This window comes from Ruegeria sp. CDSA021 (genome assembly GCF_059612325.1).
The window spans coordinates 36,856-52,507 of the sequence record NZ_JBXWQJ010000022.1 but is presented as its reverse complement, the minus strand read 5'-3'; the positions used below and the strand labels follow the sequence as shown (position 1 = coordinate 52,507).

16 protein-coding genes and 1 riboswitch are annotated in these 15,652 nt (G+C 56.9%); of the genes, 8 read left to right on the top strand and 8 right to left on the bottom strand.

From position 1 onward, the window contains the following. The coding region (locus AC2FLD_RS20590) for a hypothetical protein (RefSeq protein ID WP_496673498.1) at window positions 1-330 on the top strand (330 nt) is incomplete at its 5' end. Window positions 331-393: 63 nt separating this feature from the next. On the opposite strand, the gene AC2FLD_RS20585 is transcribed toward AC2FLD_RS20590, so the two are convergent. Genes AC2FLD_RS20585 through AC2FLD_RS20575 form a run of 3 tightly spaced genes read right to left on the bottom strand, consistent with a single transcriptional unit; the run spans window position 394 to window position 5,015 of the window. Beyond that, complete coding sequence (locus AC2FLD_RS20585; protein WP_496673495.1) at window positions 394-2,037, bottom strand: sulfatase-like hydrolase/transferase; 1,644 nt, start codon at window positions 2,035-2,037, stop codon at window positions 394-396. Between the two features lie 58 nt (window positions 2,038-2,095). After that, window positions 2,096-3,127 (bottom strand): TAXI family TRAP transporter solute-binding subunit, encoded by a 1,032-nt coding sequence (locus AC2FLD_RS20580; RefSeq protein WP_496673492.1) that lies wholly within the window; start codon window positions 3,125-3,127, stop codon window positions 2,096-2,098. 19 nt (window positions 3,128-3,146) lie between these two features. Continuing rightward, a complete protein-coding gene (locus AC2FLD_RS20575) occupies window positions 3,147-5,015 on the bottom strand; it encodes a TRAP transporter permease (RefSeq protein ID WP_496673489.1) in 1,869 nt (622 codons plus the stop codon). Between the two features lie 127 nt (window positions 5,016-5,142). Between AC2FLD_RS20575 and AC2FLD_RS20570 the strand changes: the two genes are divergently transcribed. Then, window positions 5,143-5,925, top strand: a complete 783-nt coding sequence (locus AC2FLD_RS20570; protein WP_496673486.1) for a helix-turn-helix domain-containing protein — start codon at window positions 5,143-5,145, stop codon at window positions 5,923-5,925. Between the two features lie 399 nt (window positions 5,926-6,324). On the opposite strand, the gene AC2FLD_RS20565 is transcribed toward AC2FLD_RS20570, so the two are convergent. Both AC2FLD_RS20565 and AC2FLD_RS20560 read right to left on the bottom strand, forming a co-directional pair. Continuing rightward, entirely contained in the window at window positions 6,325-7,086 is a 762-nt protein-coding gene (locus AC2FLD_RS20565; protein WP_050602628.1) for an FG-GAP repeat domain-containing protein, read from the bottom strand. Next, window positions 7,086-7,409, bottom strand: a complete 324-nt coding sequence (locus tag AC2FLD_RS20560; RefSeq protein WP_050602627.1) for a 2Fe-2S iron-sulfur cluster-binding protein — start codon at window positions 7,407-7,409, stop codon at window positions 7,086-7,088. Before AC2FLD_RS20560 ends, AC2FLD_RS20565 begins: the two co-directional genes overlap by 1 nt. Before the next feature lie 127 nt (window positions 7,410-7,536). Between AC2FLD_RS20560 and AC2FLD_RS20555 the strand changes: the two genes are divergently transcribed. The 3 genes from AC2FLD_RS20555 to AC2FLD_RS20545 all read left to right on the top strand — a co-directional run bounded on the left by AC2FLD_RS20555 (window position 7,537) and on the right by AC2FLD_RS20545 (window position 9,779). Continuing rightward, window positions 7,537-7,911, top strand: a complete 375-nt coding sequence (locus AC2FLD_RS20555; protein ID WP_050602626.1) for an OB-fold nucleic acid binding domain-containing protein — start codon at window positions 7,537-7,539, stop codon at window positions 7,909-7,911. A gap of 85 nt (window positions 7,912-7,996) precedes the next feature. Beyond that, window positions 7,997-9,025: a VOC family protein gene (locus AC2FLD_RS20550; RefSeq protein ID WP_496673484.1), complete on the top strand. Its 1,029-nt coding sequence runs from the start codon at window positions 7,997-7,999 to the stop codon at window positions 9,023-9,025. A gap of 262 nt (window positions 9,026-9,287) precedes the next feature. After that, entirely contained in the window at window positions 9,288-9,779 is a 492-nt protein-coding gene (locus AC2FLD_RS20545) for a hypothetical protein (RefSeq protein WP_496673482.1), read from the top strand. 316 nt (window positions 9,780-10,095) lie between these two features. Here the strand turns inward: AC2FLD_RS20545 and AC2FLD_RS20540 are convergent, their stop codons facing one another. The 3 genes from AC2FLD_RS20540 to AC2FLD_RS20530 are packed head-to-tail and all read right to left on the bottom strand — an operon-like array spanning window position 10,096 to window position 11,719. After that, window positions 10,096-10,785, bottom strand: a complete 690-nt coding sequence (locus tag AC2FLD_RS20540; protein WP_496673479.1) for a glutathione S-transferase N-terminal domain-containing protein — start codon at window positions 10,783-10,785, stop codon at window positions 10,096-10,098. A 23-nt stretch (window positions 10,786-10,808) separates the two neighbouring features. Beyond that, window positions 10,809-11,405, bottom strand: coding sequence for an alpha/beta hydrolase (locus AC2FLD_RS20535; RefSeq protein ID WP_496673476.1), 597 nt, complete (start codon window positions 11,403-11,405; stop codon window positions 10,809-10,811). Next, on the bottom strand, window positions 11,405-11,719 hold the full coding sequence (locus AC2FLD_RS20530) for a hypothetical protein (RefSeq protein WP_496673474.1): 315 nt from the start codon (window positions 11,717-11,719) through the stop codon (window positions 11,405-11,407). Before AC2FLD_RS20530 ends, AC2FLD_RS20535 begins: the two co-directional genes overlap by 1 nt. Window positions 11,720-11,856: 137 nt before the next feature. Continuing rightward, window positions 11,857-11,934, top strand: a riboswitch (SAM riboswitch). Between the two features lie 61 nt (window positions 11,935-11,995). Here AC2FLD_RS20530 and metZ point away from each other — a divergent pair. The 3 genes from metZ (at window position 11,996) to AC2FLD_RS20515 (ending at window position 15,603) form a co-directional block, all read left to right on the top strand. Then, entirely contained in the window at window positions 11,996-13,186 is a 1,191-nt protein-coding gene (gene metZ / locus AC2FLD_RS20525) for an O-succinylhomoserine sulfhydrylase (RefSeq protein ID WP_496673471.1), read from the top strand. A gap of 251 nt (window positions 13,187-13,437) precedes the next feature. Next, window positions 13,438-14,541 carry a GTP cyclohydrolase FolE2 gene (gene folE2 / locus AC2FLD_RS20520; protein ID WP_496673468.1) on the top strand — a complete coding sequence of 368 codons (1,104 nt, stop codon included), beginning with the start codon at window positions 13,438-13,440 and terminating at the stop codon, window positions 14,539-14,541. A 285-nt stretch (window positions 14,542-14,826) separates the two neighbouring features. Further along, a complete protein-coding gene (locus AC2FLD_RS20515; RefSeq protein ID WP_496673465.1) occupies window positions 14,827-15,603 on the top strand; it encodes a hypothetical protein in 777 nt (258 codons plus the stop codon). Window positions 15,604-15,652: the final 49 nt, after the last annotated feature.

Below are 15,652 nucleotides of genomic sequence, written 5' to 3'. Positions count from 1 at the left end.
GCGCTGAAGACGAAACCGTTGTTGTCCCCTGTTGAGCGTGAGGGCGAGGAAACGGGCGAGAAGCAGAAGTTCGCTGCGATATGCACAGAAGACTGCTTTGAGGGAAAACGTTCCTTTGCCGCACAAGTCCCAATGCCCGTCCCCAACTCGCTATGCACTGAGCGCTGCTGGACTCTGATCGCCGCGATGATTGTGACAACGGTTGCAGCGAACAAACCGTATTTTGGCGGCATCCTGGCGAAGATCGCAAAGGTTACCCCCTGGGCAAGACGATCCGTTGCATTGCTCAGCCTCGCCAACATATCGGCCTTGACCGAAGGGGCGGTCTGATACCGGAACCAAGGCCGAATCGGCGATAGCCTTCGCCACATCAAGTTTGCTCAGATCATTGCCTCAGGACGTCTTGCGAGCGGGATTTACCCCGTTTTCCGCCTGGTCCATGACCTCGCGCAACTCGTTTTCGTTGCGATAGCCAATCAGGATCCCTGCCATGGCTTCGCCCAAACCAGGATTGCGCCCGGCGATCTGCGCGTCTGACATAGTTGTGCGCTGGGATGTCCTCCGGGCCCAGCCAAAGAAAAGTAGCTCCAGCCGTGCCCGCTCCTCTGAAAAAGCCGGGTCGGTGCCCAGATCGGTAAATTCGTCGGGGTCTGTAGCGACGTCAAAAAGCATGGGCCGGAACCCTTCCGCAAATATGTATTTCCATCGTCCGTCGAACAGCATTGTTAACTTGGCATCTTTGACTTCGACCCCAAGACGCCTGCGCACATCGCGCATCGAGTAGTCGTATTCGGACACCGCAAAATCCCGCACGTTGTCTGCCTGTCCGTGTAGTATCGGTAGCAGCGACCGGCCTTCGATGATATGGGGCACCGACGCGCCGCCAAAGTAGTCGAGGATCGTGGGCACGACATCGATCGCCTCGATCAAGGCCGAAGATTTTAGACCGCGGGTCGTGTTGGCCTCAGGGCTGGGATCGACGACGATCAGTGGGATGCGGGCCGAGGCGTCATGAAACAGCTCTTTCTCGCCCATCCAGTGATCACCCAGATAGTCGCCATGGTCGGAAGTGAAGATGATCATCGTATCGTCCGCAATCCCCTGTTCTTCGACAAACTCCATCAGTCGGCCGATCTGATCGTCCAGTTGTTTGATCAGGCCCATATAGGCTGTCAGAACCCGAGTCCGGGCGGTGTCGTCGCAAAAGGCCCGCGAAACGCGCTCTTGCATGAATGCGCCGTAGACGGGATGGGGATCGGCCTTTTCGGCCTCGCTGCGCACCGGGTCCCGATGGGTCTCTGGACCGTACATCTCATGGTAAGGGGGCGGGACGATATAGGGCCAATGTGGTTTGATATAGCTAAGGTGCAGACACCACGGGGTGTCGCCCGCTTCGCGGATGAAATCCATCGCTCGCCCGGTTATATAGGGCGTTTCGCTGTCCTCGTCGGCGGCGCGCGCGGGCTTATCGACGTTGTCAAGGAACCAGCCGCTGAGGATATTTCCCTCTGCGTCCTCGGCGCTGTTGGCGACGCTCTGCCAAGGATTCTCGTCTGGCCAGCCGCGCTCTTTCATGTGGGTGTCATAGGCTGTGTTGCGCGGATATCGGAGGCCGTCCGGATGCAGCCCGTCTTCCCGCTCAAAGGGTTCAAATCCACATTCCGACACCAGCACACCAATCTCGCTGTCAGGCGACAGGCCAAGGCGACGCATCCCCTCGACATCGGCGGTCATGTGTGTTTTGCCGCAAAGTGCGGCGCGAACACCCAATGGGCGCAGGTGATCACCCAGGGTCATCTCGCCGACTTTCAGCGGTATGTTGTTCCAGGTCGACCCGTGAGAACTGGCATAGCGCCCAGTGTAAAACGACATGCGAGATGGGCCGCAAATCGGCGATTGCACATAAGCGCGGTCGAACAACACGCCACGCTTGGCAAGCCCGTCAATATTAGGCGTGTGCAGATGGGGATGCCCAGTGCAGGAGAGGTAATCCCACCGAAGCTGATCGCACATGATAAAAAGAACGTTCTTGGGCATGATACCGGACCACCTGATTATTAGGTCGGGACCTTTCCGCCCCGACAGTTTTTTGGGGTTACATACGAGCGGCGTCGGGGATCGCCACGCCCAGCTCCTCAAGCGCGCGCAGCGCACCTGGGTGCAACGGCATGTTGATATCGGCCACTGCTGCTTCCGGATTGACGGCCTCTAACCATGGCGCACTCTCGCCCATCTCGGCAACTCCAGCGAAGAAAGACTTGGTCATTTCGTAGACCATCGTCTCGTCAGCGTCTTCGTTGGTGACGATTCCGACGGTAACACGCAGCGTGGTCACGTCGCCCTCGTTTTGCTGGTTGTCACCATACACACCGGCAGGAAGAGTGCCCAAGCCAAAGCCGGGACGGTTTGCCAACGCCTTGACACCATCGGTTTCCAATTTGTCTTTCGGGATGCCCAGGAATCGGATCGGATTGGTCACGGCGATTTGCGTCAGTACCGGGCTTGGCGCGTTTGTCGGGTTGCAATAGACATCGAGATTGCCATCCTGGAACGACGCCGCTGCCGCATCCCAGCCGAGCTTCACAGCTTCGTAGTCCGTGCCTTCTTCCAGATCAGCCACCGCTTTGAACAGGCGCTTCATCGTGGCGAAAGCCGCACCTCCCGGAGGGCCGAGGAAGACCCGTTTGCCACGGACCTCGTCCAGCGATTTGATACCCGAGGATTCGTAGACCGCGATATGGTAGACACCCATCGGGAAGTTCAGCACAGCGCGCAGTTTCTTGGACAACGCGGGGGCCTGGTCAAGCTTTGCGAACATTGCTTTCTGATTGGACATTAGCGCATGCAGTGCTGGAGATGTCATACAGAACTGGGTTTCCCCCATTGCCACTTCAAGCACGTGGCGTGTGGCTGCGCCGGTGGCGTTGATTTGGATTTCGTAGTCCGGCAATTCGCGGTTCACGATGTTTGCAAAAGTTGTCATAACCAGGTTCGGGCTGGTGCCCGGTCCGAGTGTCGACATCCGTAACAGCTCCTTGGCCATTGCTGCGCGGGGTAGAAGTGCAAGAGTAGTTGCCGCCGCTGCGTTGGCCAGTACCGCTCGGCGGTTCAGTTTGGTGGCTTTCATGGGTTGGTCCTCCTTGCCGTCATGAAAATTGATTTTTTTTTGTCATCAGACCCAACCGGTCGAAATACATCAAGCCGATGGCGCAAGCCGCGGCGATCCACGAAACGATGGGCCCGAAAAAGATAAGGCCGATTGCGAGGGCAAGCCCAATGGGCGTCATGTATCCCTTGCCTCGGCGGGGATAACAGGCGCGAGAAATCAGGATCGTGGCGAGCAAAACGAACAGGATCGCCTGTACCGATTCCACAACTGTAAACCCGGTGCCCAGCAGCAAAGCCGGTTTGTAGATAAACGCAAACGGGATCACGAAACCCGGCAGCGCCAGCCGCGACGCTTCCAGTGCCGTGCTCATGGGGGCGGACCCCGCGATTGGTGCCGCCGCGAAAGCGGCGAGCGCTACAGGTGGCGTGATTGCTGACAGGACGCCGAAATAGAGCACAAACATATGTGTATGAACGATCGGCACACCCAGCTTTTGCAGGGAAGGTCCCATGACCAGGACGATGATTAGATAAGCTGGAACCGTGGGCATGCCCATGCCCAGAAGCAGGCAAGCGATGGCCATCAGGATCAGCGACAGGATCAATTGGTCTTCGGCGAGGCTTGACAACAGCGAGGCAAAGCGCAGGCCTACTCCGGTGAGGTTGAGCACGCCAATGACGATCCCCACTGCGCCTACGATCACCACAAGCTGGGCCGAAATCAACCCAGCCGACCGGATGAACTTAAGCCAGGCCTGACCGTCGAACAGCAGGTCGGGTCGGATCGCAAAACCCATGGCTGCCGCCATCGCGACACCGACAAAACCGGCATAAGCTGGCGAGGCGCCGCCAACCATTGTCACCACGATCCCGGCCAGAGAGATAGCAAAGATCGCCATCTGTACAAGCTCGCGCCAGTTGAACTGGACTTTCTCGCGGGTCTCGTCGTCGACCAGATCCATGTTGCGTGCAGCGCTCGAGATGGCGACAAAAAGGCCGCCATAATAGAGCAACGCAGGCACGGCGGCAGCGGCACAGATGGTCAGGTAAGGTACGTTTGTTACATCGGCCATGATAAAGGCGACGGCACCCATAATCGGTGGGGTGATCTGCCCCCCGCTTGAGGCGGCTGATTCCACAGCCGCAGCGAACCGTGGCGAAAACCCACGCTTCTTAATGAGCGGAATGGTGATGACGCCAGTACCCACTACATTCGCAACCGCAGAGCCCGAGATCGTGCCAAAAAGCCCGCTGGCGACGGTCGCCGCGGCTGCAGGACCGGACCGCAGTCGCCCGGTTGCGGCCAGCGCAAGGCGCACCAGCACCAAGTCAATGGCCAGAAATTCAAGCAGCGCACCAAACAGAATGAAGATCAGAATGGTCGACACAACTGTGGCCATGGGCCGCCCAAAAACACCGTCGAAAGAGAACCACAATACAGTTAAAAGTTCGTCGGTAGAAATGCCCGCGTGCCTAAGAAAACCAGGTGCCAAATGGCCAAAAGCGCCGTAGGACAGCACGACTCCGGCGACCAGTGCCATGACCAACCCGACAGATCTGCGTGTCAGTTCTACGACCGCAATCAAACCAAAAAGACCCATCCAGATATCCTTGGATGTCAGGAAATACAGCCCGGTTTCGATCTCTTCGGCAGCCCGGAAGTACTGATAGACGCCAAGCGAAAGCGCGACAGCGGTGAGAGTCAAAAAAAAGCGATTCCAGGGACTGTCCGACTTTCCGAAACTCGAAAGGATTACAAGCAGACCGCCGACCAACAGCATGCCGACCCGCAAAAAGGAATCTGAAAAGACGCCGAATACCGAAACGTAAAGGACGACGCTGACCACGATCAGAGACAATAGCAAGATGACATAGTCCGCGAGCGCGGACGTGTTGAGGTTTGGCACGGTGTCCTCCCTTTTGCGTCTACTCCGGCATTCCCCGCTCTCCCTTCGAGGTGCGCGACGCATGGAGAGAAAGTATTGGACAGCTACATTCTTGTCGAATAACCGTTCCACCAGGTGGAACGAAGTAATGGCAAAACTAAACCGCTCAATCAACCGTGGCCTGGCTGTGCTTGAGGTCGTCCATACGTCTGGCACGGTTTCGCTGGCCGTTCTCGCAGCTCAGACAGCCCTGCCCAAACCGACTTTGTTGCGTATTTGTGCAACGCTCGAAGCGCGTCGCTGGTTGTTGCGCCGAAGCAGCGACGGTAATTACCAGCTTGGCTCGGCCTTTCCGCTGGGCGACGGCTCACCGAACCTTACCGACCGCGTTGTTGCGGTCGGTAAGGATGTGATTGTGCAGCTAAGCCGTGAAACGGGGCTGGGCGTTGATTTGGCTGCTGGGATCGGTGGCGGACGGATTGAGATCGTCGACACCACTCGAGTATTCAATATGCATGGTGTTCACCCGGACAGCGTAGGTTTCCGTCCATCGCCTATCCTGTCAGCGTTAGGCACAGCCTTCTTGTTTGCGCTTTCGGGTGCCGATCGAGCGCAGGCGCTACAAGATCTTGCCGACCGGTTGCCCCGTGAAGACCTCCAAGCATTGCCCAGGCTCGCAACAATTCTAAAAAGCATTGAAGAACGAGGATATGCAATCCGAGCGGAAGGGCATTGGGGCCGGGCGGTGGATTACGGTGCATTGCCAGGCGCCGTCGCTGTACCCATTCTCGCCGACAAAAACCCTATCGGCGCCGTTAATCTGGTATGGAACGCCAGTGAGCGTTCGGTGGACGCTGTCGTAAGAGATCACCACGCTCAGCTTCAATCAGCTGCGCGCATTATTGGCCGAAATTATGCCGAACTGGGCTGACAGGGTGTGGGCTTGTGATGCTTCTGCACAGGTCCGCAAAGTTTGCAGTTCCACTACTGACGATTTGAAGCTTTCTGCAATATGCTTGAATGGCCGCAAATTCTGCTGTGTTGCATGGCGGCTTTTCTTGATGCTATGGCGAAAGATCTGCTGCGCGCGTATAGCGCAATTTCATCGCTTCCGGGATGCGCTCGATTCGGACTTTCGCCGCAGCCTATACCGATGTCCACTATGGGCCGATTTTGACGTTCGCGCTTGGGCAATGCCCCTGGGATCACAGTCAGAGGTGAAAACTTCTCGACCACAACTGAAAGTACAACTAACGAACGGGCTAAGGGCGCTGCCCCCTCGCCCTTGCGGCCTCACCCCCAGGATATTTTGGGCTAGATGAAGAGCGGATCAGCAATTCAGGGCTGATGAGAGGTTATCCCGACGTTTGAGCGGGCCAAGGTCGGTCACGTGCCAGCCATCCTTATAGGAAACACTAATGATCCGTGCCCAGTCCGCGCTGGCGACGATCAGTTCGGGATGGTCGTCGCATATGCGTAGCCCGCCGGAAATGAAGTCCTCACCGATCTTGTGATTGGTCAAACCGGGCAGAGCAGCGATTTCGGTCAGGCCACCGTCTTTGAAGCGCCAGATGCGCAGTGTTTTGGCGAGGTGCGGACGGTCGATATAGGCGATTTCGACATGGCCATCGCCATCCAGATCGGCGGCGCCGATTGGGGCGAGCCAGCGGAAACGGGTGCCGATATGGGGCGTGGCGGCGACTTTTTTGCCGCTTGCGTCGTAGATGGAGAGCTGTGCGCCAAGTTGGTCCTGAGATTCGACGACAATCGCCTCGGGCGTGCCGTCCGCACCAATGTCCAAAAGCCGTGGTGCGAGATCTTCAAAAACGCGATCTTCGGATAGGCGAATGGTTACGGTCTTTAGGTTTGAATCGGTATTTTGAACACGGAGTTCCAATGCACCATATTCAACATTGTCGCCCAAGACCCCATGCGCATAGCGTGTGGTTGGTTCTGTAAATTTGGCCGCTTTAATTTGATCGGCAGCTGTTGCTGTGCCAAAGGCCGATGCCCAAAGGCACAGAGCTGTCAGTGCGCCGCGTGCCCGGGTTCGCCACAGGCGGGCGGACAGGCGCGGCGCCTTGGAGATCATCAGATCTGTTTTTCCGGCATCTGCACGACCAGACCGTCCAGCGCGTCGGTGACCTTGATCTGGCACGTCAGGCGAGAGCGGGCCGGGTCGGGCTCATAGGCAAAGTCCAGCATGTCTTCTTCCATGTCATCCTTGGCCGGGATCTTCTCGACCCAGTCGGCGTGGATATAGACATGGCAGGTCGAGCAGGCGCAGGCGCCGCCGCAATCGGCCTCGATGCCGGGAATGTTGTTGTCACGGGCCCCTTCCATGACGGTCAGTCCGTTGGCGACCTCGACAGTGTGTTCGGTACCGCCGTGCTCGACATAGGTGATCTTTGCCATTGCGTGCGTCTTCCTTTTGCGATGTTCGAATTCTTCCTTAGTCAAGGCATTTAGGTCTTTCCAGCCTCATTTGCGACTCCTGAGGCCGTGTCTGGACTTTCTTGGCGTTTGTTCTATTTTTGTTCTCATGCTTGTTACCTCTTTTCATCCTGTGGTTTCCAACCAGAACTGGCCACGTCCGCCATCTTGTTTGCCGTCAAACCAGTTGACTGCACCGCCCGAGGGCGCGCGCGTGGCCGTGGCCGGGCTGGTTATCCTGCGGCAGAGGCCGGGGACGGCCAAGGGGGTGATCTTTCTGACGCTCGAGGATGAGACCGGGATCGTGAATGTGGTGGTGTGGCGCAAAATTTACGAGCAATTCCGCCGCGCGGTGATTTCAGGGCGATTGCTGAAGGTGACGGGCCGGATGCAGCGGGCGCATTCGGTGACTCATGTGATTGCGGAAGAGATCGAAGATATCTCGGGCATGCTGGATGTGCTGGTGCGGGGTGAGGGGCATTAAAGCAATCTGCGTATAGTCTGGCCTCTGGACAGGGCGCTTTGCCGGTCATAGCTCGGACAGGTATCGAAGCGGATAAGAGGGTGCGATGGCAAACGGACATTTTCTGTGGACGGACCTGTCCACCTACGACATGCGTGCTGCCAGAGCGGACTATGCCGAGTTATTCGATTGGTCATTTGGCAAAGAAGATACCTATGACTTTGCCACCATCGGCGGGCAGGAAGTCGCGGCGGTTTTCCCGATGCCGGATCGCTTGGCAAAAATAAACATGCCGTCTTTTTGGATGTCTTATGTCCATGTCGATGATCTGGACGCGAAAGTTGAAAGCGCCCGGACACATGAGGGCGTCATCATCGAGGTAGAACCTCAACCCTTCGGCGACGCAGCGCGTATCGCGCTGGTTCGGGATCCATCTGGCGCAGGCTTTACGATGTATGAAGGGCCGGACATCCAGACCGGAGCGCCGGGAATAGGCAAGGTTATAAGCCGATTTCACCACGTTCCTGACATCACGCTGATCGCACCGTTTTATGCGGACCTGTTTGGGTGGCGCTTTGAGAAAAGCTCAGCAAGCCCATGGCCATGCTATGAAATACGCCATCCCAACGGAGCAGTTATCGCACAGGCCGAAGAGGTGCCCGAGGCCATCCGTGGAAAGTTTCGCTATTGGATGCCGTGTTTTGGTGTCAGGTCGGTTGGTGATACCCTTCGGCAAATCGAGGCGCGGGATGGGCATCATCACAATGACTTGCCAGAGGGGCGCGTTTTGGTGTCAGACCGGCAAGGGGCTCATTTCATGATCCAGAATGCGGGTCAGAATGCCGCTGCGGTCGGTGAAACCCCGCATGCGACCGAAAGAAATAGGACCGATGGAATAGCCTGGAAGTCGCTGGTCGCATTGGCTTGTGTCTGGCTGGCCGTGATCATGGATTTACAGGTGTTCTGGGGTGTCCTGTTTTTGATCTGGACATGGCTGGCGCTAAAATCCGGGCGCGCCGACTTTGTTGAACCAATTGACCGCGCGACTCGACCTTTGATATTTTGGCTGATCACCGGAACATGGATAGTTCTGAGTTCTTGGGTGATACTCGGGTCGGTTTTCGGCGGCTGGTGATCCCCTTCGAGGTTGAAAGGGGACCGGCGATAGATCAGTTGATTTTCAATCGCTTGCACCCATGCGAAAATTTCCGTTCAGGCAGGAAGAAATCCTCATTTTTAACCCACCTAAGTGCATAAAGCGCTTTTCCGCCAATCTGGCGTCCGTTGGTCGACTCTCAGAAGTAGGGCAGGTATCTGAATGCGTCTTTGCGCGTCGGCCTGTGTCCGGGATTAGGTTTGATCATGCAATACTCAACATCTTCTCAGAGTCAGTCGGGATGACCAACGTAACACAACATAAATCGCTCGATGAAACCACCGATCTTGAGGAAAACCACCTCCGTAACCGCCTTGCTGAACTCGTAAAACTCACGCGGTCAAAGGGGTGTGTACACACCGCCAGAATGATCGAAGAGGCGTTAAGCGCATACGTCTTCGAGTGTAAACACCTTGGGGTCGCTGAAGAATACCGTTCAGAGTTGCAGCATCTGAAGGGCACGGAATTTTCACGGTCGATAGGGGACACGGACCGGAAACAGCGTGGGGTTCCGAATTTCAGTTCGAGGCGCTCCAGACTGCCGGATAGTTTCCCCTTCGATGCCACCAGCACATCAGTCGACCCGGTGCGGAAGACAACGTCAAAGCAATCAGCACTTGTCTTGACGACCGGGATGCGTGTTGACCGCAGGAACATAACAAAGTTGCGCAGCGGGCATTGGACAGGCAAACCGATGCGCTTTCCTGCGGAACCTGAATTCCAGTTTCGTTGACAAACTGCGCCGCGCTCAAAGCCTTGAATGGGCTTCATCGTGTTCTAAGGTAGGGAAGCTTTGCTGTAGAGCAGAATCAAATCTGCTATGGCGTGGTTATGAAAGCATCAGGGCCGATGCAGGCCAATATGGCTTTTCGGGGAATGCGCCTGCGTTCAGAACATGAGGCCATGTAAATATCTTCGTGCGTGTCGGCGATGTCCCATCAGACGATAGCGCGTAAGTTTGCAAAAGTACTTCTGTCCTGAAACGCGGTATCAAAGCCTGCGGTTGGCACGTTCATTTCACACGGATCGTTGCCGGTTTCTACTCGCATTCAACGTTTGAACAAAACCCCTTGCGATTGCTTGTCCCGGTGATCCCCACGCAGGTCAGCGTGCAATGCACGGCCAGCCTGGACGCCGGGGCGGGCGCTGACGGTTTCAAGCCATCGGGCGAAATGAGGCGTGTTTTCAAGTACATGCTGCTGCCCTTCCCACAGGCTGGCCCAGCCCCAGATTGACATATCGGCGATGGAGTAAAAATCGCCCGCGACGTACTCGTTCCCTGCCAATCGGCGATCCAGCACGCCGTATAGACGGGCGACCTCGGTGCGGTAGCGGTCCTTGGCATAAGGCAGGTCCTGTGGCGGGTCCAGCTGAGGGGCATATTTCAGAAAGTGATGCGCCTGACCGGCCATGGGGCCGACGCCGCCCATCTGCCACATCAGCCATTCCTCGACCGCAATCCGTTCACGTTCGGTCTTGCCATAAAACCGCCCGGTCTTGCGGGCCAGATACATCAGGATCGCACCGCTTTCGAACACGGAAACGGGCGCACCATCAGGACCATCGGGATCGACGATGGCAGGCATTCGGTTGTTGGGGGCGATCTTCAGAAACTTCGGGTCGAATTGATCGCCCTTGCCGATATTGATCAGGTGAGTGGTGTAAGGCAGTTCCATCTCTTCCAGGGCGATGGAAACTTTCCAGCCGTTTGGCGTGGGCCAGAAATACAGGTCGATCATGGTATCTCCTCAGGTTGCAGAGATCATGAGGCTTTCTGGGCAAACGGCAAGAGGGCTTGAGGCCGAGGAAGAGCAAAAAGCCGTGACCAGCGACGATGCGATCGGGCGGGGACTCCAACGCGCAATGAAGTCAGGCTGAGGACATTCGGATCTCGTAACAAGGCGTTGTAGACCTGCAGGATACCCGGGCGGGTATAGCTGGACCAATGGCATACGCGGCGTTCCGGAACTGTAATCGGAAAGATCAGTTTGGACAGATGATCCAGCGTTGCCGGGCAATCGATCTGCAAGGTGACCGCGTTTACCGCTTCAAGACCATTGCCAATGCTGCGATCCCCTTTTTGGGGTGGTTGAATCAGCAACTCGTATAAGGCGTCGAACAGGTCGTTCTCGCGGTTTATGACATTGATGAATTCGACGTGTTGCCCCGCAGGGGTGGCTAGCGCTTGAATGGTTCGGCTGTGATACGCAGCACCGGTCATCGAAATGATTCGGATCAGCGCTTTGGGAGGAATGTGTTGCAACGCCTCCAGCACCAGTTCAGTACCCATCGAGTGGCCCAGGAAATGGATAGGGCGACTTGGGTTCAGGCTGTGCAGTTCGGTTATGGTTTCAGCCATTACGCGCCCGGCCTCAATGGCACGGCGATGTGCCACCCGAACGCGATGGCCAGACCTTCGTCTTCGAACCCGGCCCCAAAGCCCAGTTGTTGCGGCCCGCTTGGGCTGTACCAGGGCGCGGCCCCGGGTTGCCAAGACAGAATATGCCGGTGAGGGCAGTCGTTCACATCGTCCGGTCGGTATTTGTAGCCGTGGGTCATGATGACAACCGGGCCGTCTGTACCGCTGGCTTGTCGCTGAACCTCCATCACGGGACGGGACCTACCGTGCAGATGGGCCTGATCGTCTACAGCATTGATCCTGATAATTGGCATTGGCTCTGCCTCACACAAGATGTTGTGGTGCCGATCTGTCATAACGCTATGACGTTTTGGTGAATGCTTGGTTACAGAACCGTGACGATGCGCCTGCCGGGGTTGACGAATTTGCGAGTGCGGCGTAAGGGCAACATCACAGACCACGTGGCGATTTGTTACCGGATTGCGGGCCACGCTAAACAACACCGCTAAAAGGTCAGGATGAAAGACCCCTTTCGCTTGGCCGCGTCTGGGGTTTTTTGTTTGCCTCCGCCGGAGGCTGAAAGGAAAGAGATGAGCGAGAACTGGAACAAACGCACCCAAGCCGTCCATGGCGGCATCCGCCGCAGTCAGTATAACGAAGTGAGCGAGGCGATTTTCCTGACGCAGGGCTTTGTTTATGAAAATGCTGAACAGGCCGAGGCCCGGTTTCTGGAATGCGGCCCCGATGAGTTCATCTATGCCCGTTATGGCAACCCCACCGTGTCGATGTTCGAACAGCGCATCGCGGCGCTGGAAGGGGCCGAAGACGCCTTTGCGACGGCATCGGGCATGGCGGCTGTCAACGGTGCGTTGACCTCGATGCTGAAAGCTGGCGACCATATCGTGTCCGCCAAAGCCTTGTTTGGGTCCTGCCTGTACATTGTCGAAAACATCCTGACCCGATTTGGCGTTGATGTGACCTTTGTTGACGGTACTGATCTTGAGCAATGGAAAGCTGCGATCCGGCCCAACACCAAGGCGGTGTTCTTCGAATCCATGTCGAACCCGACACTGGAAGTGATCGATATCGCATCGGTGGCAAAGCTGGCCCATGCCGTTGGCGCCCTTGTCGTGGTGGACAACGTCTTCTCGACACCAGTCTTTTCGCGCGCGATCGAACAGGGAGCTGATGTCGTCATCTATTCGGCGACCAAACACATTGACGGTCAGGGCCGCGCGCTGGGCGGTGTGATCATCGGCACCCGGGATTTCATCCGCGGTACGGTCGAGCCGTACCTGAAGCACACCGGTGGTGCGCTTAGCCCGTTCAACGCCTGGGTCATGCTGAAAGGTCTGGAAACCATGGCTCTGCGCGTAAATGCGCAGGCTGAAAGCGCGCAAAAGATCGCTGAGGCCCTGGAAGGGAACCCAGCGCTGGAGCGTACCATGTATCCCGGCCTGAAAACCCATGCGCAGAATGCGCTGGTGCAGACGCAGCTTGGCGGCAAGGGCGGCACGGTTCTGTCGCTGGACATCAAGGGCGGCAAGGACGCGGCCTTTGCCTTTTTGAACGCGATGACAATCCCTGTGATTTCCAACAATCTGGGCGATGCCAAATCCATCGCAACGCACCCGGCCACAACCACGCACCAACGTCTGAGCGATGAGCAGAAAGACGAGTTGGGCATTGCACCAGGACTGGTTCGTTTTTCTGTTGGTCTGGAAGACGTCAATGATCTTTTGGCCGATATTCAGCAGGCTTTGGAAGCCTCGCAGAAATAACCCGTATTAGCGCGCGCACTTTTTTGTCGGGCTGTTACCTGACATCGGAGTGCCGCTTGAAAATCTATCCGGATGGGTTGCTTCTTGGGCTGCATCCCGCTGATAGAACCAAAAAGGGCGCAAACCGTTTCAAATTGACGGTTTGGCGCCGCTTTTTTCGATCCGGACTGCTATTGCAAACGTATCGAGATAGACTGGAAAAGGAACTTCAGTCGTATATAGTTCGACGATCAATTGAGGAACCGCATTCGATGAACGTTCACCCGCGCGACATTGATGAGACACCTGACCGCGAAAAGGCTGCCGAGGCCCTGAAAGTGCTGCGACAGTGGGCGAAATCGGCTTCCGCGTCCGAGATCAGCCAGTTGGACCCGGCGATCGCGCGTCTGGTGCCGGGGCTGGATGCGGTGAATTATCCTTCGCTCTCGCGCGAGTATCCAGAAGATTTCGCAGTAGATGCCGCTTATCGGGCGTCGTTGCCGGACTTGCAGAATGGTCCATCCAGCCTGATCCGCGGGGCCAAGCAGCAAATCCAGCATGTGGGCATTTCGAATTTCCGCCTGCCGATCCGTTTTCACCGGAAAGAGGGTGATGATCTGTCGCTTGAGACATCGATCACAGGTACCGTCAGTCTGGAGGCCGAGAAGAAGGGCATCAACATGTCCCGGATCATGCGATCGTTCTACAAACATGCGGAACGCACCTTTAGCTTCGAGGTTATGGAAGCAGCACTTGACGACTACATGACTGATCTGGACAGCTTTGATGCCCGCATTCAGATGCGTTTTTCCTACCCGGACAAGGTAGAGAGCCTGCGCTCGGGTCTGGAGGGTTATCAGTACTACGACATTGCGTTGGAACTGGTCGAACAAAACGGTGTGCGTCAGAAGATCATGCATCTGGATTATGTGTACTCCTCGACCTGTCCATGCTCGCTGGAACTAAGTGAACACGCCCGTTCCATGCGCGGGCAACTTGCAACGCCGCATTCACAGCGCTCGGTGGCGCGTATTTCGGTTGTGGTGGATTGCGATGCTGATTGCCTGTGGTTTGAAGACCTGATTGCGCTATGTCGTCGGGCCGTTCCGACCGAAACGCAGGTCATGGTCAAACGCGAGGACGAACAGGCATTTGCCGAGCTGAACGCCGCCAACCCGATTTTCGTCGAAGACGCCGCGCGCCTGTTCTGTGCCGAGCTGTTGGCGGATCACCACGTGGGCGATTTCCGCGTCGTTGCCAGCCACCAAGAGAGTTTGCACAGCCATGACGCCGTGTCGATTCTGACCGAAGGCCCAACGTTTGAAACGCCTAGCTTGGACCCTCGATTGTTCACAACCCTGTTTCATGTTGGGTGAGTTCCCCTTCGTAAGCGGTTAGAATTTAATCAGGGATTGCATCGACCAGCGTTTTTTTGCCGCAATGCAGCAAAAATGCTGCACTTGCGCATTGTTTGCCTGTATATTCGAAGAGAATGCAGCAGACGTACGCCTGCCTTCGGGAAGGTGTGCGTCCCCGAAAGGATACCGAGACGTGACACGCCTTGGACTGCAAGACCCCGACCACCGCGCGGCAAATCTGTGCGGGCGGGGTACCTTACCCCAAAAATTCGGGCTGCATCGTTTTTACAGGAGAAACATGTAATGAATCCGATTACCCATTCGCTGGAGCTTCAGGCTGCGGCGTTCCGAGTGGCAGGCTACGCGATGGCCAACCAGATGAAGATCATGCAGATCGTGGCCCGGTCCGCAATCGAGCTTCCGATGGCCCCTGTTCAAGCGCTGCACCTGGCCGCGCCTGCTCCGGCATCCGTTGCTGAGAAGCCGGTCAAGAAACCGACGGTCAAGGCAAAACCAGTTGCGCCGCGTGTGCAAAAACCGGTGGCAAAAAAGGCTGTTGCTGCGAAAAAACCTGTAAAGAAGACTGTTGCAACTACACCCGAGCCCAAACCGGTAGAGTTTTCTGCCAAGCCGCGTGCTACGGCCTCGGCAAAGGCCGAGCCTGCTGTGAAAACCAAACCTGCACCCGCGCCAAAACCGGCCGCTCAGCCCAAGCCGGTCGCAAAATCAGCTGCAACCGTTGCAACACCCGCAAAAAAGGTTGCACGAAAGCCCGCCCCCCGCGCGGCTTCCACCGTCAAGGCGGCCCCGTCCAAACAAACCCCGGCCCAGCCCGTTGAGCCCGCTGCCAAGGCGCTCGAAGCTCAGCCCAAAACCGTTACACCTGTAGAAAAAGCGGTGTCGACCCGGGCGAAACCAGCGCCCCGCACGCGCAAGGCCGCACCGTCGAAACCTGCGCCTTCTGTCGCTCAGTCAAAACCGGCACCGGCGGTCGAGCAGCCCAATCCGCAGACGCGCAGAACCCGTGCGCCGTCCACCCCCCCCGCGATGCCCGGGGCAGGTACGAAATCCGACGCGTAACTCGGATCATCTGCTTGACACGGTCGGGTTGGCGCGCCAACGCTGCGCG

What these genes read in the sequence shown, in the direction of transcription:
- AC2FLD_RS20585 (WP_496673495.1), bottom strand. Translation starts at nt 2,037, where the DNA reads ATGCCCAAGAACGTTCTTTTTATCATGTGCGATCAGCTTCGGTGGGAT.
- AC2FLD_RS20580 (WP_496673492.1), bottom strand. Translation starts at nt 3,127, where the DNA reads ATGAAAGCCACCAAACTGAACCGCCGAGCGGTACTGGCCAACGCAGCG.
- AC2FLD_RS20570 (WP_496673486.1), top strand. Translation starts at nt 5,143, where the DNA reads ATGGCAAAACTAAACCGCTCAATCAACCGTGGCCTGGCTGTGCTTGAG.
- AC2FLD_RS20565 (WP_050602628.1), bottom strand. Translation starts at nt 7,086, where the DNA reads ATGATCTCCAAGGCGCCGCGCCTGTCCGCCCGCCTGTGGCGAACCCGG.
- AC2FLD_RS20560 (WP_050602627.1), bottom strand. Translation starts at nt 7,409, where the DNA reads ATGGCAAAGATCACCTATGTCGAGCACGGCGGTACCGAACACACTGTC.
- AC2FLD_RS20555 (WP_050602626.1), top strand. Translation starts at nt 7,537, where the DNA reads ATGCTTGTTACCTCTTTTCATCCTGTGGTTTCCAACCAGAACTGGCCA.
- AC2FLD_RS20550 (WP_496673484.1), top strand. Translation starts at nt 7,997, where the DNA reads ATGGCAAACGGACATTTTCTGTGGACGGACCTGTCCACCTACGACATG.
- AC2FLD_RS20545 (WP_496673482.1), top strand. Translation starts at nt 9,288, where the DNA reads ATGACCAACGTAACACAACATAAATCGCTCGATGAAACCACCGATCTT.
- AC2FLD_RS20540 (WP_496673479.1), bottom strand. Translation starts at nt 10,785, where the DNA reads ATGATCGACCTGTATTTCTGGCCCACGCCAAACGGCTGGAAAGTTTCC.
- AC2FLD_RS20535 (WP_496673476.1), bottom strand. Translation starts at nt 11,405, where the DNA reads ATGGCTGAAACCATAACCGAACTGCACAGCCTGAACCCAAGTCGCCCT.
- AC2FLD_RS20530 (WP_496673474.1), bottom strand. Translation starts at nt 11,719, where the DNA reads ATGCCAATTATCAGGATCAATGCTGTAGACGATCAGGCCCATCTGCAC.
- metZ (WP_496673471.1), top strand. Translation starts at nt 11,996, where the DNA reads ATGAGCGAGAACTGGAACAAACGCACCCAAGCCGTCCATGGCGGCATC.
- folE2 (WP_496673468.1), top strand. Translation starts at nt 13,438, where the DNA reads ATGAACGTTCACCCGCGCGACATTGATGAGACACCTGACCGCGAAAAG.
- AC2FLD_RS20515 (WP_496673465.1), top strand. Translation starts at nt 14,827, where the DNA reads ATGAATCCGATTACCCATTCGCTGGAGCTTCAGGCTGCGGCGTTCCGA.